Origin of the sequence: Metabacillus litoralis, assembly GCF_020524045.1 — a bacterium.
GTDB lineage: Bacteria > Bacillota > Bacilli > Bacillales > Bacillaceae > Metabacillus > Metabacillus litoralis_C.
In genome coordinates this window covers 1-19,525 of record NZ_JAIVKL010000031.1, presented here as the reverse complement: position 1 = coordinate 19,525, position 19,525 = coordinate 1, and the positions used below count along the sequence as shown (strand labels likewise).

The 19,525-nt window shown below is 36.6% G+C and carries 19 protein-coding genes, 1 rRNA gene and 1 riboswitch; of the genes, 18 read left to right on the top strand and 2 right to left on the bottom strand.

Annotation, left to right across the window (positions count from 1 at the left end; genetic code table 11):
- From rrf to purD, 15 genes are all read left to right on the top strand, one after another.
- A 5S ribosomal RNA gene (gene rrf / locus LC076_RS23405) occupies nt 1-111 on the top strand; the annotation flags it as partial.
- A 729-nt stretch (nt 112-840) separates the two neighbouring features.
- Complete coding sequence (fosM, locus tag LC076_RS23400) at nt 841-1,263, top strand: FosM family fosfomycin resistance protein (RefSeq protein ID WP_226671530.1); 423 nt, start codon at nt 841-843, stop codon at nt 1,261-1,263.
- A gap of 266 nt (nt 1,264-1,529) precedes the next feature.
- Nucleotides 1,530-1,730: an NETI motif-containing protein gene (locus tag LC076_RS23395; protein WP_226671529.1), complete on the top strand. Its 201-nt coding sequence runs from the start codon at nt 1,530-1,532 to the stop codon at nt 1,728-1,730.
- A gap of 86 nt (nt 1,731-1,816) precedes the next feature.
- Nucleotides 1,817-1,918, top strand: a riboswitch (purine riboswitch).
- A gap of 113 nt (nt 1,919-2,031) precedes the next feature.
- A complete protein-coding gene (gene purE / locus LC076_RS23390; protein WP_226671528.1) occupies nt 2,032-2,520 on the top strand; it encodes a 5-(carboxyamino)imidazole ribonucleotide mutase in 489 nt (162 codons plus the stop codon).
- A complete protein-coding gene (gene purK, locus LC076_RS23385) occupies nt 2,507-3,634 on the top strand; it encodes a 5-(carboxyamino)imidazole ribonucleotide synthase (protein WP_226671527.1) in 1,128 nt (375 codons plus the stop codon). The genes purE and purK overlap by 14 nt, the downstream gene beginning before the upstream one ends.
- Nucleotides 3,635-3,649: 15 nt before the next feature.
- A complete protein-coding gene (gene purB, locus LC076_RS23380; RefSeq protein ID WP_226671526.1) occupies nt 3,650-4,942 on the top strand; it encodes an adenylosuccinate lyase in 1,293 nt (430 codons plus the stop codon).
- Nucleotides 4,943-5,069: 127 nt separating this feature from the next.
- A complete protein-coding gene (gene purC / locus LC076_RS23375) occupies nt 5,070-5,801 on the top strand; it encodes a phosphoribosylaminoimidazolesuccinocarboxamide synthase (protein WP_146950348.1) in 732 nt (243 codons plus the stop codon).
- On the top strand, nt 5,789-6,043 hold the full coding sequence (gene purS, locus LC076_RS23370) for a phosphoribosylformylglycinamidine synthase subunit PurS (protein WP_204954591.1): 255 nt from the start codon (nt 5,789-5,791) through the stop codon (nt 6,041-6,043). The genes purC and purS overlap by 13 nt, the downstream gene beginning before the upstream one ends.
- Entirely contained in the window at nt 6,040-6,723 is a 684-nt protein-coding gene (purQ, locus tag LC076_RS23365; RefSeq protein ID WP_226671525.1) for a phosphoribosylformylglycinamidine synthase subunit PurQ, read from the top strand. Before purS ends, purQ begins: the two co-directional genes overlap by 4 nt.
- Nucleotides 6,707-8,935, top strand: a complete 2,229-nt coding sequence (gene purL, locus LC076_RS23360) for a phosphoribosylformylglycinamidine synthase subunit PurL (RefSeq protein WP_226671524.1) — start codon at nt 6,707-6,709, stop codon at nt 8,933-8,935. Before purQ ends, purL begins: the two co-directional genes overlap by 17 nt.
- Nucleotides 8,911-10,323, top strand: a complete 1,413-nt coding sequence (gene purF / locus LC076_RS23355) for an amidophosphoribosyltransferase (protein WP_226671523.1) — start codon at nt 8,911-8,913, stop codon at nt 10,321-10,323. Before purL ends, purF begins: the two co-directional genes overlap by 25 nt.
- Nucleotides 10,324-10,579: 256 nt before the next feature.
- On the top strand, nt 10,580-11,620 hold the full coding sequence (purM, locus tag LC076_RS23350) for a phosphoribosylformylglycinamidine cyclo-ligase (protein WP_226671522.1): 1,041 nt from the start codon (nt 10,580-10,582) through the stop codon (nt 11,618-11,620).
- The gene (purN, locus tag LC076_RS23345) at nt 11,617-12,183 is read left to right on the top strand and encodes a phosphoribosylglycinamide formyltransferase (protein ID WP_226671521.1); all 567 of its coding nucleotides are present in this window, start codon (nt 11,617-11,619) and stop codon (nt 12,181-12,183) included. The genes purM and purN overlap by 4 nt, the downstream gene beginning before the upstream one ends.
- An 18-nt stretch (nt 12,184-12,201) precedes the next feature.
- On the top strand, nt 12,202-13,740 hold the full coding sequence (purH, locus tag LC076_RS23340) for a bifunctional phosphoribosylaminoimidazolecarboxamide formyltransferase/IMP cyclohydrolase (RefSeq protein WP_226671520.1): 1,539 nt from the start codon (nt 12,202-12,204) through the stop codon (nt 13,738-13,740).
- A 15-nt stretch (nt 13,741-13,755) separates the two neighbouring features.
- Entirely contained in the window at nt 13,756-15,027 is a 1,272-nt protein-coding gene (gene purD / locus LC076_RS23335; protein WP_226671519.1) for a phosphoribosylamine--glycine ligase, read from the top strand.
- Here the strand turns inward: purD and LC076_RS24555 are convergent.
- The gene (locus LC076_RS24555; RefSeq protein ID WP_413466027.1) at nt 15,005-15,109 is read right to left on the bottom strand and encodes an EYxxD motif small membrane protein; all 105 of its coding nucleotides are present in this window, start codon (nt 15,107-15,109) and stop codon (nt 15,005-15,007) included. The genes purD and LC076_RS24555 overlap by 23 nt on opposite strands.
- 390 nt (nt 15,110-15,499) lie before the next feature.
- Nucleotides 15,500-15,775, bottom strand: a complete 276-nt coding sequence (locus LC076_RS23330; protein WP_226671518.1) for a DUF2892 domain-containing protein — start codon at nt 15,773-15,775, stop codon at nt 15,500-15,502.
- A gap of 113 nt (nt 15,776-15,888) precedes the next feature.
- Here LC076_RS23330 and LC076_RS23325 point away from each other — a divergent pair, with 113 nt between their 5' ends.
- The 3 genes from LC076_RS23325 to LC076_RS23315 all read left to right on the top strand — a co-directional run bounded on the left by LC076_RS23325 (nt 15,889) and on the right by LC076_RS23315 (nt 19,046).
- A complete protein-coding gene (locus LC076_RS23325; RefSeq protein ID WP_226671517.1) occupies nt 15,889-17,631 on the top strand; it encodes an adenine deaminase C-terminal domain-containing protein in 1,743 nt (580 codons plus the stop codon).
- 73 nt (nt 17,632-17,704) lie between these two features.
- Nucleotides 17,705-18,712: a DUF3048 domain-containing protein gene (locus tag LC076_RS23320; RefSeq protein ID WP_413466028.1), complete on the top strand. Its 1,008-nt coding sequence runs from the start codon at nt 17,705-17,707 to the stop codon at nt 18,710-18,712.
- 19 nt (nt 18,713-18,731) lie between these two features.
- Entirely contained in the window at nt 18,732-19,046 is a 315-nt protein-coding gene (locus LC076_RS23315) for a YerC/YecD family TrpR-related protein (protein WP_226671515.1), read from the top strand.
- Nucleotides 19,047-19,525: the final 479 nt, after the last annotated feature.

Here is a 19,525-nt window from a genome sequence, read left to right as displayed (position 1 = left end):
TGATGATGGCGAAGAGGCCACACCCGTTCCCATGCCGAACACGGAAGTTAAGCTCTTCAGCGCCGATGGTAGTTGGGGGTTTCCCCCTGTGAGAGTAGGACGTCGCCAAGTAAAGAGTGAAAAGATCAGTAGAGATACTGGTCTTTTTTTGTGGGGAAAAAGGTAGAAGATATAAAAATAGGTTTCAAAGTTCTATACATGATATTGATTATATCGAAGAGGTGTATAAGAGGTAGAGACTATAAGGAACTACTAGCCTGAGGCTTGGGAGAAGCAAGAAGATCAAGAAAGTTAAGCTCTTGCGCTGATGGTAGTTGGGGGTCTCCCCCTGTGAGAGTAGGACGTCGTCAAGTAAAGAGTGGAAAGATCAGTAGAGATACTGGTCTTTTTTGTATAGAAAAAGGTAAAAGGCAAAAAAGCAGAATCAAAGTTCTTTACATGATATTGGTTTTATCGAAGACATGTATGAAGACCATTAACTCATTCTTCCTCTCGCGCTTATGTCCATCATCGGCTCTATGAAGACCATTAACTCATGCTTCCTCTCGCTTATGTCCATCATCAGCTCTATGAGTGTAAGAGTGTAAAGTTTAAAAGGAACTACTACCCTAAGGCTTGGGACAAGCAAAGAAGATTAAACATGAATGATGATTTCTCTTATACATAGGACATCGTCGAATATAGAATAGAAAGATCAGTAAACATACCGGTCTTTTTCTCTTGTAAAAAGAAATGAATATAGTAAGTTAAATGTAATAATTAATTTTAATAAATTTGAAATACTACATACTCTTTATTTTCATAAAGAATTCTCAAAAAATAAATAAAGCAGGTGCACAGATGAAAGTTAAAGGTATAAATCACTTATTATTTTCCGTATCTAATTTAGAAAAGTCGATCGAATTCTACAAACAGGTTTTTGATGCGAAGTTATTAGTTAGGGGAAGGAAAACTGCTTATTTTGATTTGAATGGGTTGTGGCTTGCTCTTAATGAGGAGAGTGATATTCCTCGTAACGAGATTGAACGATCTTACACTCATTTGGCTTTCACGATTGATGAAAAAGACTTTACGGGTATCTATCACAAACTAGTTGAATTAAACGTGAACATACTAACAGGACGTGAAAGAGATAAACGTGATGGAAAATCTATCTATTTTACTGATTTAGATGGACATAAGTTTGAATTTCATACAGGTACTTTACAGGATCGATTAGATTATTATAAAAATGAAAAAACGCATATGCAGTTTTATACCTGAGCTAAGGAAATAAATAAACAACAAGGTATTTGAAAATAGCCTTATTGATTAAAGTATAGGAAACAAACAACTGTCAAATACTAAATTTATTTCATAGGTAAACGCAGGATTTTTTGTCAGATTGTTGTTGATTTTAGGTGTAGTAATTGATACTCTAAATGAACTAAAGTGATGGCAAGAATCTACATATCATTATTTCCTAAGGAATGACAAGTTATTGATAGTAGCTTATACATAATTAGGTTTAGGTAAAGGGAGTAGAAAAGATGACAAGTAAACCAAGTAAAAAGAAATTTATCGTCGAAGAAAATGAAACAATTGATGATTGTTTACAAAGAATGAGTGATGAAGGGTATTTTCCTGTGAGAAGAACGGAGCAACCAATTTTCAAGGAAGAAATTCGAGAAAGTATTGTTGAGCATGTACCATGTGGTAGAAAGATTGTTTTTGAAGGAAAGTTGGTGTAAAAGCCGAACATTAAATTATATATTAAATAAATCGTTCGATTTTACGTTGACATAGAAAAGCTTCATTGTTAATATAAAACATGTAAATAATTAATTAACGGTAACCTCATATAAAATTGGGAATATGGCCCAGAAGTTTCTACCCGCTGACCGTAAATCATCGGACTATGAGGGAAAGTGTATGTATAAACGATTCGGTATTTATTTAAGTCCGAGCCCGATATACTAACTTTCTCTTTTTATGAGAATGTTAGTATATCGGGCTATTTTTATATGAAGATTTGTAAAGGTGGGGAAAAGATTGGATCCGGTTGTTGGAGTTATTATGGGAAGTACATCTGATTGGGAAACAATGAAGCATACTTGTGACATTCTTGATGAATTAAATGTTCCTTATGAAAAAAAAGTAGTTTCGGCTCATCGTACTCCTGATTACATGTTTGAATATGCAGAGAATGCTAGAGAAAGAGGTTTAAAGGTTATAGTTGCTGGAGCAGGTGGTGCAGCACATTTGCCAGGAATGGTTGCAGCAAAAACGACTTTACCTGTTATAGGAATTCCTGTTCAATCGAAAGCATTAAATGGTTTGGATTCATTACTTTCGATTGTACAAATGCCAGGTGGTGTACCAGTAGCAACTGTTGCGATTGGTAAGGCAGGTGCTACAAATGCAGGCTTGTTAGCAGCACAATTTCTCTCAGCATTTGATGAGCAATTAGCAGCTGTATTAGATAATAGAAGAAACGAGCTGCGTGTAAAGGTACTAGAAAGTAGTGATGAGCTTGTATAAGCAAATTCTACCTGGTCAAACAATAGGAATCATTGGTGGCGGTCAATTAGGACGTATGATGGCAATTGCTGCTAGACAGCTAGGTTATAAAATTGCCGTACTAGATCCTACAGAGGATTGTCCATGTGGTCAACTTGCAGATATAGAGATTAATGCGAGTTATGATGACTTAGATGCGATAAAAAAATTAGCAAGTGTAAGTGATGTGATCACATACGAGTTTGAAAATATAGATTATACGGCACTGAAATGGTTAGAGGAGCATGCGTATCTTCCTCAAAAAAGCTCTTTATTATTATTAACTCAGGATCGTGAAACTGAGAAAGCTGCCATTGTAAATGCTGGATGTGAAGTAGCACCATATAAGATTGTGCATACTGAACAAGAACTAAATGATGCTGTAGAACTTCTTCAATATCCGAGTGTGCTTAAGACGTGCAGAGGTGGCTATGATGGTAAAGGTCAAGTTGTTCTCCGTGAGCAGCAAGATTTAGCAGAAGCAAACCAATTACTTAACCAAGGAACATGTATTTTAGAAAAATGGGTTCCTTTTGAAAAAGAAATTTCAGTTATTGTGACAAGATCTGTTAGTGGAGAAACAAAAACATTTCCAGTAGCTGAAAACATTCATAAAGATAATATTTTATATCAAAGTATTGTACCAGCTCGTGTGAATGAAGAGGTTATTGAAAAAGCTGAGCAACTAGCGATAAAGCTTTCACATAGTTTTGAATTAGTAGGAACACTTGCTGTAGAAATGTTTTTAACGGAGTCTGGTGAGATTTATATAAATGAGTTAGCTCCACGTCCGCATAATTCAGGTCATTATTCGATTGATTTATGTGAAACAAATCAGTTCGAGCAGCATGTTCGTGCAATTTGTAACCTACCATTGGGTCATACTACATTAAGACAAAGTGGTGTGATGGTGAATTTGCTAGGTGAGGACTTACCAGTGGTTAACGAACATCTAAACTTATTAGAAAGATCTAAGCTTCATCTTTATGGTAAGAAAGAGCCAATTGCTAAGCGTAAGATGGGGCATATCACGATTATGAGTGACGATATAGAAGAAGAAATAAAACAGATCGATCAAATTTGGGGTTTAAAATAGGACGGAGGCATATCAATGATTGAGCGTTATACAAGACCAGAAATGGGTTCAATTTGGACAGAAGAAAACAAATTTAAAGCATGGCTAGAGGTTGAGATTTTAGCATGTGAAGCTTGGGCAGAGTTAGGTGTTATTCCTAAAGAAGATGTAGCACTTCTTCGTAAAAATGCATCATTTGATGTGGATCGTATTAATGAAATTGAATTAGAAACTCGTCATGATGTTGTTGCCTTTACTAGAGCAGTTTCTGAAACTCTTGGAGAAGAGCGTAAATGGGTACATTACGGATTAACGTCTACTGATGTTGTAGATACAGCATTATCATACTTACTTAAACAAGCAAACGACATTCTTTTAAAAGATATTGAGAACTTTGTACAAATTTTAAAAGAAAAAGCTCAAGAACATAAATACACAGTGATGATGGGCCGTACTCATGGTGTTCATGCAGAGCCTACTACTTTTGGTTTAAAGCTTGGTCTTTGGTATGAAGAAATGAAGCGTAATTTAGATCGCTTCAAGCGTGCAGCAACTGGAGTAGAGTTTGGGAAGATTTCTGGAGCAGTTGGAACATATGCAAACATCGATCCTTTTGTTGAAAAATATGTGTGTGAAAAATTAGGTACACAACCAGCACCAATTTCAACTCAAACCTTACAACGTGATCGACATGCAGAATATATGGCAGCTATCGCATTGGTTGCAACATCTATCGAAAAGTTTGCTGTAGAAATTCGTGGATTACAAAAAAGTGAAACTCGTGAAGTGGAAGAGTCATTTGCTAAAGGTCAAAAAGGATCTTCTGCAATGCCACATAAACGTAATCCTATCGGATCTGAAAACATGACAGGTCTTGCACGTGTGATTCGTGGTTATATGTTAACAGCTTATGAAAATGTTCCATTATGGCATGAAAGAGATATCTCACATTCATCTGCTGAACGTATTATCTTACCAGATGCTACGATAGCTCTTAACTATATGTTAAATCGTTTTGGAAACATCGTGAAAAACTTAACAGTATTCCCTGAAAATATGAAGCGTAATATGGATCGTACACAAGGGTTGATTTACTCACAACGTGTGTTACTTGCTTTAATCGATACAGGCATGACAAGAGAAGAAGCGTATGATCTTGTTCAACCAAAAGCAATGGAAGCTTGGGAAAAGCAAGTTCCATTCCGTGGACTAGTTGAAGGAGAAGAGAAAATCACTTCTCGCTTATCTGCTGAAAAAATAGAAGATTGTTTCGACTATAACTACCATCTAAAAGGTGTAGACGCAATTTTTGAACGTCTAGGTCTTTAAAACAAAAATAGCAAGGGTCTAAATAAGCCCCTTGCTATCTATTTGATCAAAAAACTTGGTTAGAAAATGTAACAGTATCATCATTTTTAAAGTGAATGTTCCCAAAATTCTGTTTAGGAGGGCTTTTATGAACACAGAAAAGCTTGAATTACTATATGAAGGAAAAGCAAAGCGTATTTATAAAACTAATGAGCCTAATATTTTACTAGTTTCTTATAAAGATTCTGCTACAGCCTTTAATGGTGTGAAAAAAGAAGAAATTACAGGCAAGGGTCGTCTAAACAATGAGATTTCAACATTGATCTTTGAAAAGCTTACAGCGAACAATATTGAAAATCATTTTGTAAAAAGATTATCTGAAACAGAGCAGCTTGTTAAATCAGTAACGATTATTCCGCTAGAAGTTGTTGTGAGAAATGTTGTGGCAGGAAGTCTTTCTAAACGAATTGGTATTGAAGAGGGAACAGAAATTAAAAACCCACTAGTTGAGTTTTACTATAAAGATGATGAATTAGGTGATCCATTACTTACTGAGGATCATATTGCACTTTTAGAAGTGGCAACACCTGAGCAAGTAGCAACTTTAAAAACACTTGCTAGAAAAGTAAATGATGTGCTAAAAGCGCATTTTCAAGCTTGTGATGTTCGTTTAATTGACTTTAAGCTTGAGTTTGGAATCACTGAGGATGGAAACATTATATTAGCTGATGAAGTTTCACCAGACACTTGTCGTTTATGGGATATCAATACAAATGAAAAGTTTGATAAAGATGTTTTTAGAAGAGATATTGGTAGTTTAACAGATGCATATGAAGTTATTTTAACTAGACTTGGAGGACAATCAACATGTACAAAGTAAAAGTTTATGTCACGTTAAGAGAAAGTGTATTAGATCCACAAGGAACAGCAGTTAAGAGTGCTCTACACAGTATGTCATATAATGAAGTGCAAGACGTACGTATCGGTAAATATATGGAATTAACGATTGAGAAATCTGATCGTGATTTAGATGTAGCTGTTCGTGAAATGTGTGAAAAACTACTTGCTAATACAGTGATTGAAGACTTTAGCTATGAGGTACAGGAGGTTGTCACAAAGTGAAATTCGCTGTGATCGTTTTCCCTGGGTCTAACTGTGATGTAGATATGTATCATGCGATTAAAGATGAGCTTGGTGAAGAAGTAGAATATGTTTGGCATGATGAAACAGATTTAAGCCAATTTGACGGCATTCTTTTACCAGGTGGATTTTCATATGGAGATTACTTACGCTCTGGAGCTATTGCTCGTTTCTCAAACGTAATGAAGGAAGTAGTAAAAGCAGCTGAAGCTGGTAAGCCAGTTCTTGGTGTGTGTAACGGATTCCAGATTTTATTAGAAGTAGGTCTGCTTCCTGGTGCTATGAAAAGAAATGAAAATTTAAAGTTTATGTGTAGACCAGTTCATTTAAAGGTTGCAAATAATAATACTGCCTTTACTTCAGCTTATGATCAGGATGAGATTATCTCAGTTCCTATCGCACATGGAGAAGGGAATTATTATTGTGATGAAGAAACACTTCAAACGCTTAAAGAAAACAATCAAATTGTGTTTACGTACGAAGAAAATCCAAATGGCAGTTTAGTTGATATAGCTGGAATTACAAATGAACGCGGAAATGTATTAGGGATGATGCCACATCCTGAGCGTGCAGTTGATGAATTACTTGGAAGTGCTGACGGATTAAAATTATTTCAATCGATCGTGAAAAACTGGAGGGAATCTCATGTCACTACTGCTTGAACCAACGAACCAGATGATTAAAGATGAAAAAGTTTACAGACAGATGGGTGTAAGTGATGACGAGTTTGCTCTGATTGAAAAAATTATTGGTCGTTTACCAAATTACACAGAAATCGGTATTTTCTCTGTTATGTGGTCTGAGCACTGCAGTTATAAAAACTCTAAGCCTATTTTAAAGAAATTCCCTGTTACAGGTGAAAAGGTTCTACAAGGACCTGGAGAAGGAGCGGGGATTGTCGATATTGGTGACAATCAAGCGGTTGTTTTCAAAATTGAAAGTCATAACCATCCATCTGCTATTGAGCCTTATCAAGGTGCAGCTACTGGTGTTGGTGGGATCATCCGTGATGTATTCTCAATGGGAGCAAGACCTATTGCTATTTTAAATTCTTTACGCTTTGGAGAATTACAATCTCCACGTGTGAAATATTTATTTGAAGAAGTTGTTGCTGGAATTGCAGGGTACGGTAACTGTATCGGAATTCCTACAGTAGGTGGAGAAATTCAATTTGATGATTCTTATGAAGGAAATCCCCTTGTTAACGCGATGTGTGTAGGGTTGATTAACCATGAAGATATTAAAAAAGGTCAAGCAAAAGGTGTTGGCAACACAGTTATGTATGTTGGTGCCAGAACTGGTCGTGATGGAATTCATGGTGCAACATTTTCTTCTGAAGAGTTAACCGACGATTCAGGTGCAGATCGTTCAGCGGTACAAGTTGGCGATCCATTTATGGAGAAGCTATTACTAGAAGCTTGTTTGGAAGTTATTAAAAATGATGCGTTAGTTGGGATCCAAGACATGGGAGCAGCTGGATTAACAAGTTCATCAGCAGAGATGGCAAGTAAAGCTGGATCTGGTATGGAAATGGACCTTGATCTTATTCCACAACGTGAATCAGGAATGACTCCTTATGAAATGATGCTTTCTGAATCTCAAGAAAGAATGTTACTTGTTATTGAAAAAGGAAGAGAACAAGAAATCGTTGACCTTTTCGAGAAATATGATTTAGAAGCAGTTTCAGTTGGTAGAGTAACAGACGATAAAATGCTTCGTCTTTTCCATAAAGGTGAAGTGGTATGTGAGCTTCCAGTTGACGCTTTAGCTGAGGAAGCACCTGTTTATCATAAGCCTTCTAAAATACCAGCTTACTATGAAGAGTTCCAACAAATGGACGTAGCACCTATTACAGTAGATAACTATAAAGAAACACTTATCAATCTATTAAAACAACCAACTATTGCAAGTAAAGAATGGGTTTATGATCAGTATGATTATATGGTTCGCACAAACACAGTTGTTGCACCAGGATCAGATGCTGCCGTTGTCCGTATCCGCGATACAAAGAAAGCTTTAGCGATGACAACTGACTGTAACTCTCGTTATCTTTATTTAGATCCAGAAGTTGGTGGGAAAATTGCCGTAGCAGAAGCTGCTCGTAATATCGTATGTTCTGGTGCAACGCCACTTGCGATTACAGATAACTTAAACTTTGGTAATCCGGAAAAGCCTGAAATTTTTTGGCAAATTGAAAAATCAGCTGATGGTATTAGTGAAGCTTGTCGCGTGTTAGATACACCAGTTATTGGTGGAAACGTATCTTTATACAATGAAACAAGCGGAACAGCCATCTACCCAACACCTGTCATTGGTATGGTTGGATTAATTGAAGATACAGATTATATTACAACGCAAGACTTTAAAGAAGCTGGAGATCTTATCTATTTAATCGGAGAATCAAAGCCTGAGTTTGGTGGAAGTGAGCTTCAAAAACTTACGTACGGTAAAATCTTTGGTCAATCTCCAGAGCTTGATTTAGCAAAAGAAAGAAAAACATTAGATCAGCTATTATCAGCAATTCATGCTAAAACTGTCGCATCAGCACATGATGTTTCAGAAGGTGGAGTAGCTGTTGCACTAGCTGAACCATTATTTGGTGGTAAGAATTTAGGAGCTGAAGTGACACTTACAGGTGATGCTACAGCAGCACTATTCAGTGAATCACAAACTCGCTTTATCATATCAGTGAAAAAAGAAAACCAACAAGCATTTGAACAATTAGTTGATGCTGTTTGTATTGGTGAAGTAACTGATTCTGGCAAGCTTGTTATTACAAACACAAACAATGAAACTCTTGTAGATGCATCTGTAGAAGAACTTAAGGCTGCATGGAAAGGGGCTATCCCGTGCTTACTGAAATCAAAGGATTAAATGAAGAATGTGGTGTCTTCGGAATTTGGGGTCATAAAGACGCTGCTCAAATTACGTATTATGGCTTACACAGTCTACAACATAGAGGTCAAGAAGGCGCAGGGATTGTTACAACTGATGGGGAAAAGCTAACAAGTGCGAAAGGTCTAGGTCTGATCTCAGAGGTTTTCGCTAATGGAAGATTAAATGAATTATCAGGAAAGGCTGCTATTGGTCATGTTCGTTATGCAACAGCAGGTGGGGGCGGTTATGAAAATGTTCAGCCCCTTTTCTTTAAATCACATAGTGGTGGCTTAGCACTTGCTCATAACGGTAATCTTGTTAATGCAACACAGCTTAAGCATCAGCTTGAGAGTCAAGGAAGTATTTTCCAAACAACTTCAGATACTGAGGTGTTAGCACATCTAATTAGAAGAAGTGGCTATCAAGATATGAAGGAAGCAGTCAAAAGCGCATTAACAGTCATTAAAGGAGCATATGCTTTTTTAATCATGACAGAAACGGAAATGATGGTTGCTCTAGATCCTAATGGCTTACGCCCATTGTCTATTGGCGTTTTGGGTGATGCGTATGTGATTGCTTCTGAAACATGTGCATTTGATGTAGTTGGAGCAAAATATGAAAGAGATGTTCAACCAGGTGAATTATTAATTATAAATGACGAAGGAATTCGCTCTGAGCGTTTTTCAATGAATATTAATCGTTCAATTTGTAGTATGGAATACATTTACTTCTCTCGTCCAGATAGCAATATTGATGGAATTAATGTTCATACTGCACGTAAAAACTTAGGCAAACGTTTAGCTGTTGAATCTGAGGTTGCTGCTGATGTTGTCACAGGTGTTCCTGATTCAAGTATTTCTGCTGCGATTGGATTTGCTGAATTAACAGGCATTCCATATGAGCTCGGATTAATCAAGAATCGTTATGTTGGTCGAACGTTTATTCAGCCTTCACAAGAACTACGTGAACAAGGTGTAAAAATGAAGCTTTCAGCTGTACGTGGTGTTGTAGAGGGAAAACGTGTTGTTATGGTTGATGACTCAATTGTCCGTGGAACAACAAGTAAACGAATTGTCACAATGCTTCGTGAAGCTGGTGCAAAAGAAGTACATGTTCGAATTAGTTCACCACCAATTGCAAATCCTTGTTTTTACGGAATTGATACATCAACACACGAAGAATTAATTGCTTCAAACCATTCAATAGAAGAAATTCGTGAACTTATCGGTGCAGACAGCCTTGCCTTTCTAAGTGTAGAGGGATTATTAGAAGGAATCGGCCGTCCATATGAAGGTGAATTCAAAGGACAATGCCTAGCATGCTTCACAGGTCGTTATCCTACTGAAATTTACCCTGATACAGTATTACCACACGAAAAAGCTTAAATAGAAAAGCGGAAGCGCCTTGATCAGCTCCGACAAGCATAAGAAGCACATGAAAGGAAGGCGTTCTTTGCCTGCCATTCATGTGGTGCTTATGACCTCGAGGAGCTAGGCGCTGTAGCTGGACAAAATAGAAAAGCGAAAGCCTTCAAGGGTTTCACTATAATAAAAAAATGATAGGAATCGACATTTCGATTCCTGTTCTACATTAGATGAAAGTTTGTTCTATTTACTAAGGTTTCTTAAGGAGGAAGCAGGCATGTCTGACGTTTATAAGCAAGCTGGTGTCGACATTGAAGCAGGCTATGAAGCTGTTTCAAGAATGAAGAAGCATGTTGAAAAAACAATGCGTTTAGGTGTAATGGGTGGTCTTGGCGGTTTTGGTGGAATGTTTGATTTAAGTGAGTTAAATTATAAGAAGCCGGTGCTTGTTTCTGGTACAGATGGTGTCGGGACGAAGTTAAAGCTTGCTTTTATGGCTGACAAGCATGATTCCATAGGTGTTGATGCTGTTGCTATGTGTGTCAATGATATATTAGCTCAAGGTGCTGAACCATTATTTTTCTTGGATTATTTGGCGTTAGGTAAAGCGATCCCAGAGAAAATCGAGCAAATTGTTAAAGGAATTGCTGATGGTTGTGAGCAATCTGGTTGTGCTTTAGTTGGTGGAGAAACAGCTGAAATGCCTGGGCTATATGAAGAAGATGAATATGATGTGGCAGGATTTTCTGTAGGTGTTGTTGAAAAAGACAATATTGTAACAGGACAAAATATTGAGCCAGGTCATGTATTAATTGGTCTTTCATCAAGTGGTATTCATAGCAATGGTTTCTCATTAGTTCGTAAAGTATTACTTGAAGATAGAAAGCTTGATTTGCAAAAAGTTTATGAACCATTCACTGAAACGTTAGGCGAAGTTCTACTTACACCAACAAGAATATATGTTAAACCTGTTCTTGAAGTGATTAGAAAATATCAAGTGGATGGTATGGCACATATTACTGGTGGCGGTTTTATTGAAAACATTCCAAGAATGTTACCAGAAGGAACGGGTGCTGAAATTGATTATGGTTCATGGCCAATTCCGAAGATTTTTGATTTCTTAAAAGAACAAGGACAGCTAAAAGGTGAAGATCTATTTAATGTCTTTAATATGGGAATCGGTTTTGTTCTTGCTGTAAAAGAAGAGCTTTTACATGATGTGATCGGACAATTAGAGAACAATGGTGAAAAAGCTTTTATCATTGGTCGTGTGACAAAGGGCTCTGGTGTTACATTTGGTGGAGGATCGATTGAATGAAGAAATTAGCTGTATTTGCATCAGGAAATGGCAGTAATTTTCAAGCGATTTTTGATTCAATTAAGCTAGGTGAGATACAAGCTGAGATTAGTGTTGTGATTTGTGATAAAACAAATGCAGGAGTCATTGAGCGAGCAAAATCAGTAAATATACCAGTGGTTTGTTTTGTACCAAAAGAATATACAACAAAAGCAGATTTTGAAAAAGAAGTTTTAACAGTACTACAAAATCATAAAATCGATTATGTGATTCTTGCTGGATATATGCGATTAATCGGGGAAACTCTTTTAGGTGCATATGAAAATAGAATCGTTAATATTCATCCGTCCTTATTACCTGCTTTTCCTGGTAAAGATGCTGTTGGGCAAGCCTTTCAAGCAGGTGTTAAGGTAACAGGTGTTACAGTTCATTTTGTTGATGCAGGAATGGATACAGGTCCGATTATTGCTCAAAAAGCAATTGAGATTGAAGCTGGAGATACAATAGAAGCAATAGCAGATAAAATCCATAAAGTTGAACATATGTTATATCCTAAAGTTATTAAGAAATTGGTGTCAAAATAAAGCTAGAGGTGAAAAAATATGTCAGTGAAACGTGCGCTTGTTAGTGTGTCTAATAAAGAAAATCTTGTTCCTTTTGTAAAAGAATTAATCGATTTAGGTGTTGAGGTAATCTCAACTGGTGGGACGAAATCATTACTTGAAGAAAACGGATTAAATGTGATCGGTATTTCTGAAGTAACTGGATTCCCAGAAATTATGGATGGACGAGTTAAAACATTACATCCTAATATTCATGGTGGATTATTAGCTGTTCGTAACAATCCTAGCCATATGAATCAATTAAAAGAAAACAACATTGAAACAATTGACTTGGTTGTTGTGAACCTTTATCCATTTAAAGAAACGATTTCAAAGCCTGATGTTGAGTTCCAAGATGCAATTGAGAACATCGATATCGGTGGTCCTTCAATGCTACGCTCTGCTGCAAAAAATCATGAAGATGTAACAGTACTTGTTGATCCTCAAGATTACAGTGCAGTTTTAGAAGAATTAAAAGCTTCTGGAGAAGTTTCATTAACTCAAAAGCAACGTTTAGCAGCAAAGGTATTTAGACATACAGCTGCATATGACGCGTTAATAGCTGAATTTTTAACAAATAAGATCGGTGAAGAAGATCCTGAAACAGTTACATATACGTTTGAGAAAAAGCAATCTCTACGTTATGGTGAAAATCCTCATCAAAAAGCAACATTTTATCAAAAGCCTTTCGTTCCGGTAGCTTCAATTGCGAATGCACAACAGCTTCATGGAAAAGAGCTTTCTTTCAATAACATTAAAGACGCAGATGCTGCATTACAAATTGTTCGTGAATTTAGTGAGCCAGCAGCAGTTGCTGTAAAGCATATGAATCCATGTGGAGTTGGTGTTGGAACATCAGTGTTTGAAGCATTTACACGTTGTTATGCTGCAGATCCAACGTCGATTTTTGGCGGGATTGTTGCTGTGAATCATGAAGTTGATGCCCAAACAGCTCATAAGCTTCATGAAATTTTCTTAGAAATCGTTATTGCACCATCATTTAGCCAAGAAGCATTAGATATTTTAACAAGCAAGAAAAATCTTCGTTTGTTAACAATTGATGTAACGGCAGCTTCTAAGGCAGATAAACAGCTTCAATCTGTTCATGGTGGTTTACTAGTTCAAGACGAGGATACACTTTCACTTGATGATGTAGAAGTAACCATTCCAACAAAACGCGAGCCTTCAGAAGATGAATGGAAAGATCTTAAGCTAGCTTGGAAGGTTGTTAAGCATGTTAAGTCAAATGCGATTGTATTAGCGAAAGATGAAATGACTGTTGGTGTTGGTGCAGGTCAAATGAATCGTGTTGGCGCAGCGAAAATTGCGATTGAACAAGCTGGTGATAAAGCACAAGGTAGTGCGCTCGGATCTGACGCATTTTTCCCTATGAGTGATACAGTTGAAGCTGCAGCTAAAGCTGGTGTTACAGCTATTATCCAACCAGGTGGATCAATTCGTGATGAAGATTCAATTCGTATGGCTGATGAATATGGAATAACAATGGTCTTTACAGGAGTACGTCATTTTAAACATTAAGAAGAGGTGTAAAGCATGAAAGTACTGATTATTGGACAGGGCGGACGTGAGCATGCACTTGTTTGGAAGGCCGCACAAAGCAAGCTTGTAGAAGAAGTATTTGTTGCTCCAGGAAATGATGGAATGAATGAATTTGCCACAAGAGTTGAGATTAGTGAAAATGATAATGAAGCTCTTTTAGCTTTTGCAAAAAAAGAAGAAATTGACTTAACAATCGTTGGACCTGAAGTACCTTTGTTAAACGGAATCGTCAACGACTTTGAAGAAGCTGGCCTTAAAGTATTTGGACCATCAAAAGAGGCAGCACTTATTGAAGGAAGTAAAAACTTTGCAAAAGAATTAATGATTAAATATAATATTCCAACGGCTGATTATCAAACATTTACAGATGTTGAGCAGGCAAAAGCATATATCAACGAAAAAGGTACACCTATTGTTATCAAAGCTGATGGATTAGCTGCTGGTAAAGGCGTAACAGTTGCTGAAACGCTTGATGTAGCATTAGAAAGTGTAACAGACATGCTTGAAAACGAAAAATTCGGTGATGCATCAAGCTCAGTTGTTATCGAAGAATTTTTAGCTGGTGAAGAATTTTCATTAATGGCATTTGTTAAAGGTGAAAAAGTCTACCCAATGGTTATTGCTCAAGATCATAAACGTGCATATGACAATGATGAAGGACCAAACACTGGAGGAATGGGTGCTTATTCTCCAGTTCCACAAATATCTGAAACAGTGGTCCAAACAGCAGTAGAAACAATTTTAAAACCAGCAGCAAAGGCTCTTATTAGTGAAGGTCGTGGTTTTACAGGAATTTTATATGCAGGACTTATCTTAACGTCTGAAGGGCCAAAAGTAATTGAATTTAATGCAAGATTTGGTGATCCAGAAACACAAGTTGTTTTGCCAAGACTTGAATCTGATTTAGTTGAATCACTTTTAGCCATTCTTAATGATCAACCTGTTGAGCTTAAATGGTCATCAAAAGCTGTTTTAGGTGTTGTCCTAGCTTCAAAAGGTTATCCAAATGATTATGAAAAAGGAAAACCTATCGGAAAGTTAACAGAAAAAGCAGATGATGCAGTTATTTTCCATGCTGGAACAAAGAAAGTTGATGAGCAATTTGTTAACAATGGTGGTCGCGTTTTAGTTGTATCAGGATACGGTGAGACAATTAGTGATGCACAAGAACAGGCTTATAAGCTAGTCGACAAAATAGCTTGTCCTGCTCTTTTTTATCGTAAAGATATCGGGAACAAGGCGATTAAGTCCGGCGTTTCTTCTTAATATAAGCAAAGAATAATGCGACAATCCCGCCGATTAGCGCAATAAAGATGAACGACATATCTGTTAAATATTCTAAAAACATAGTAATACCTCCATAACTTGGATATGATTTTGTGTGGTGTAGGTTGCTAGCCGCTGCAGGATGCTCGCTTTCCACAGGGGAAAATAATAAAAAAGCCCAACTGCTTTTTTAAAGATCGATTTTTCCTAGGTGGGCGGTGAGCCTCCTCGGCGTAAACGCCTGTGGGGTCTCACCTGTCCCACTATTCCTGCAGGAGTCTCGCATATCAGCTACTAGCAACCCAAATAGTTTTTTTTTTTCAATAATATTTGTCATTTATAAAGAAAAGGGGCTGGTGTTTAACCAGTCCCGTTTTTAATGTCCAGCGTAAGAGCCAGATATTTCAAAGATCAATTTTTTCCTAGGTAAAGAAACACCTTCTAGGCTGATCAAGGTACTTGCACTTTCTTATTAAGATGGATTGTATGACTCTTCGAATTCTTCATCATCATCATACTCATCGTCTTCTTCTACGAAAAATGTTTCTGTGTTGTTTTCGAATAAATATGTGATCGGACAGAAGCGGAGGATTCCTTCGCCAACTTTCATTGCTGCAAGAACGATAACAATGATATATGAATCTCTCCAAGGCTTTTTGCAATATTTAGATGTAGCCCAAGATAATAGGGAAAGTCCACATGTGATTCGAATTAATGCGTTAACTATTCCAATGTTTGGTCTAACCATTATTACATTCCTCCCAGAAATTGTAATCAAAATGCAATAAAACGTTAATGCGTTAATAAATTCCATATGTTAACATAGTAATTAGTTACAAACTATTAAATGGAGGGTTTACTATGCCCGAAAAAAAATTCAGATGGAAAAACAGTACCATTCGGAAACAAATTGATGTCATATCAAATAAATTAGCACCAACTGTTGTACTGAAAAACGCAACATATCTGAACTCTTATTTACGACAATGGATAAAAGCACATATCTGGATCTTAGAAGATCGAATTATTTATGTTGGTAATAATCTGCCTGAAAACACGACTAACACTGAGATCATTGATTGCTCAACAAAAGTTGTTGTGCCAGGATATATTGAACCACATGCTCATCCATTTCAGTTATATAATCCCCATTCTTTAGCAAGTTATGTGTCACAAACAGGGACAACAACATTAATCAGTGATAACTTATTTTTACTTTTACAATGCCAGAAAAAGAAAGCGCTTACTTTTATTGATGATTTAGATAGGTTTCCGTTTCATTTTTATTGGTGGGCTCGCTTTGATTTACAAACAGAAGTGCATTCAGAAGATAAAATATTCTCCAATGATTTTGTAAAAAAATGGCTAGAACATGATTCTGTTTTACAAGGGGGAGAATTAACAGGATGGCCTAAGCTTGCTGATGGTGATGATTGGCTTTTATACTGGTTACAAGAAACAAAGAGAAAAGGAAAAAGAATGGAAGGGCATTTCCCTGGAGCTTCAGAAAATACATTAACAAAGATGAAATTGTTCGGTGTTGATAGTGATCACGAATCAATGTCTGGGAAAGACGTAATCAAGCGGTTAAAGATGGGCTATACAGCTGCTTTAAGGCATTCATCGATACGTCCAGATTTAGAAAAGTTATTAAAGGAACTTGAGAATGAAGGCTTAACGACTTACGATTTCTTGTATTATACGACAGATGGAGCAACACCTTCATTTTATGAAGAAGGAATGATTAATCGTTGTATAGATATTGCATTAGATTGTAATGTGCCCTCAATAGATGCGTATAATATGTCTTCATATAATGTGGCAAAATATTATCAAATTGACGACCAAATTGGTGCCATTGCACCTGGAAAAGTGGCAACATTAAATATTTTAACTAGCATTGATCAACCTGATCCAATAAGTGTGATGTCTAAAGGAATTTGGCTTCGTAAAGATAACAAAAAAGTAGTAGAAAAAGAAGAAATAATGTGGGAGAATTACGGACTTGTTGCTTCAGAAATAAACTGGGAGCTTTCACTGGATGATTTACAATTTTCAATGCCTTTAGGTATGAAAATGAGAAATGCGGTCATCATGGAACCATACTCGATTACAATTGATGGATCTGCAAATGACTTATCATATCAGCATGACGAAAGTTTTCTAGCTCTTATTGACCGTAATGGTGAGTGGAGAATCAACACGTTTATTAAAGGCTTTGCTAATAAAGTTCAAGGCTTTGCAAGCTCCTACTCAACAACAGGTGATATTATTATTATCGGAAAAAATAAACAAGAAATGGTTTCAGCATTTCGTCGAATGAAAGAAATTGGTGGTGGAATCGTTCTTTGTGAGAACGAAGAAGTGGTCTTTGAGCTGCCGTTACAGTTAAATGGAAGTGCTTCAAGTGACAAGCTTACACATGTGATGCAAAAGCAAAAAGAATTGAATTCACTGCTGATTGAAAGAGGCTATGTTTTTGATGATCCGATTTATTCATTATTTTTTCTATCATCAACACATCTACCATATATAAGAATTACACCAAGAGGTATTTTTGATGTGATAAAAAAAACGGTACTCTTTCCATCGATAATGCGTTAAAATATAAAAGTGGAAAAAACGTTAAGGTTGTGTTAATTTGTTTAAGGGAAAATTATCATTTATTATTCTTTCTATGCTCATTGTGAGTGCATGTAGTAATGATGAGGGAAAATCCTCCACTAAAGAAAAAGAACCTGTTCAAACCAAAGAAGAACCAGTAACAGTTGAAGTTGAAGAAAGCGTTTCATTTCCTCTAACTGGATTAGAAGCAGAGGAAGAAGAGTTAACTCAACGTCCTGTTGCCGTCATGATTAATAATCACCCAAGTGCAAGACCACAATCTGGTTTGTATAAAGCAGATATTGTTTATGAAGTTCTTGCGGAAGGTAATATAACAAGATTTTTAGCGGTTTTTCAAAGTGATATACCAGACATTATAGGTCCTGTAAGAAGTGCTAGAGATTATTATATTGATTTAAGTAAAGGATTTAACTCTCTATATGTTAGTCATGGATGGAGCCCTGATGCAAGAGAGATGCTTGAAACTAATGGAGAAGCTGACTATATAAATGGTTTGTTTTATGATGGCACTTTGTTTTGGAGAGCCGATCATCGCAAAGCACCACATAATTCATATATTTCAAAAGAAAATATCTTAAAAGGTGCCGATAAATTAGGGTACGAAGTGACTGCTGAAGTTGAGCCTTTTGAGTTTCTTTCAGAAGAAGATGTGGTAAATGTACAAGGTGAGCCTTTAAACAAGTTTGTTATAAAATATGACAACTCCGCTACATGGCAAGCAACTTACGAGTATAATCAAGCTGAACAAGTCTATAGCCGTTATAGTGATAATGAACAAACGGTTGATTTGGAAAGTGGAGAACCTGTTACTTTAGCAAATGTGTTCGTTGTTGAAATGGAACATAGTATTATAGATGATTATGGTAGAAGAGGGTTGAATTTAACTTCTGGAGGAAAAGCAATTCTCCTTCAAAATGGAACAAAGCAAGAAGTGCAATGGGAAAACCATGATGGGCGAATTATCCCGGTTAAAGATGGAGAAGTTATAAAATTTGCTCCTGGAAGAACGTGGATAAATGTTGTGCCAGACTTATCTAAATCATTTATAACACAATCGTAAAAGCAAAAGGAGAATGAATATGCAAATAGAAAAGCTACGTGGCAAAGAACTAGATCAGCTTTTTCAATCTGTACTATCTTTAAATGATTTAGAGGAATGCTATCGTTTTTTTGATGATCTTTGTACAGTTAATGAAATTCAATCTTTAGCTCAAAGACTAGAGGTTGCTAGAATGTTACGTGAAGGGTACACATATCATAAGATTGAAACAGAAACAGGCGCTAGTACAGCAACGATTTCTCGAGTGAAGCGTTGTTTGAATTATGGTAATGATGCTTATACAATGGCATTAGAGCGTGTTCATGGGGAAAAGGAAGCTGCTGAAGAAGAATAAAAAGCTTATTTTGATATGAGTTTATATAGAGGGAGCAAGGAGCATTAGGATGATAATGCTTCTTTTTTTTGTTGAAGTTTATATATTAAATATATTGAGGGGTGTGGTAATAGTAACCAAAAACCAGGCATACTTCTTTTGCTTTGAATAAATTTGACTGTTGATTTCCGTTGCAGGCGTTCGCTTTCCGCGGGCGGTCCGGGAGCCTCCTCGGCGCAAGCGCCTGTGGGGTCTCCCTCTGACTCGCATTGAGGCCACTGAAGAACTCAGGTTTTTCTTAGATGAAATAATTTCCTAAAAAAAACCATCCATTTTTGTTTGAATTTTGAACAAAAATGGATGGTTTTTATCTGTTTCCCATCTATTTTTCATTTATTAATTTCAATATTCTCTTTAAATTGACCGCGAATATCGTTGTGGCACCTTGTATTTCCATGCTTAAAAGACCCGTGGAATTAGCTTTTTTAAACCCGTGTCTG

Bases quoted from the DNA above. Each gene is read 5' to 3' on its own strand.
- fosM (WP_226671530.1), top strand. From the start codon at position 841: ATGAAAGTTAAAGGTATAAATCACTTATTATTTTCCGTATCTAATTTA.
- LC076_RS23395 (WP_226671529.1), top strand. From the start codon at position 1,530: ATGACAAGTAAACCAAGTAAAAAGAAATTTATCGTCGAAGAAAATGAA.
- purK (WP_226671527.1), top strand. From the start codon at position 2,507: ATGAGCTTGTATAAGCAAATTCTACCTGGTCAAACAATAGGAATCATT.
- purB (WP_226671526.1), top strand. From the start codon at position 3,650: ATGATTGAGCGTTATACAAGACCAGAAATGGGTTCAATTTGGACAGAA.
- purC (WP_146950348.1), top strand. From the start codon at position 5,070: ATGAACACAGAAAAGCTTGAATTACTATATGAAGGAAAAGCAAAGCGT.
- purS (WP_204954591.1), top strand. From the start codon at position 5,789: ATGTACAAAGTAAAAGTTTATGTCACGTTAAGAGAAAGTGTATTAGAT.
- purL (WP_226671524.1), top strand. From the start codon at position 6,707: ATGTCACTACTGCTTGAACCAACGAACCAGATGATTAAAGATGAAAAA.
- purM (WP_226671522.1), top strand. From the start codon at position 10,580: ATGTCTGACGTTTATAAGCAAGCTGGTGTCGACATTGAAGCAGGCTAT.
- purN (WP_226671521.1), top strand. From the start codon at position 11,617: ATGAAGAAATTAGCTGTATTTGCATCAGGAAATGGCAGTAATTTTCAA.
- purH (WP_226671520.1), top strand. From the start codon at position 12,202: ATGTCAGTGAAACGTGCGCTTGTTAGTGTGTCTAATAAAGAAAATCTT.
- purD (WP_226671519.1), top strand. From the start codon at position 13,756: ATGAAAGTACTGATTATTGGACAGGGCGGACGTGAGCATGCACTTGTT.
- LC076_RS24555 (WP_413466027.1), bottom strand. From the start codon at position 15,109: ATGTTTTTAGAATATTTAACAGATATGTCGTTCATCTTTATTGCGCTA.
- LC076_RS23330 (WP_226671518.1), bottom strand. From the start codon at position 15,775: ATGGTTAGACCAAACATTGGAATAGTTAACGCATTAATTCGAATCACA.
- LC076_RS23325 (WP_226671517.1), top strand. From the start codon at position 15,889: ATGCCCGAAAAAAAATTCAGATGGAAAAACAGTACCATTCGGAAACAA.
- LC076_RS23320 (WP_413466028.1), top strand. From the start codon at position 17,705: ATGCTCATTGTGAGTGCATGTAGTAATGATGAGGGAAAATCCTCCACT.
- LC076_RS23315 (WP_226671515.1), top strand. From the start codon at position 18,732: ATGCAAATAGAAAAGCTACGTGGCAAAGAACTAGATCAGCTTTTTCAA.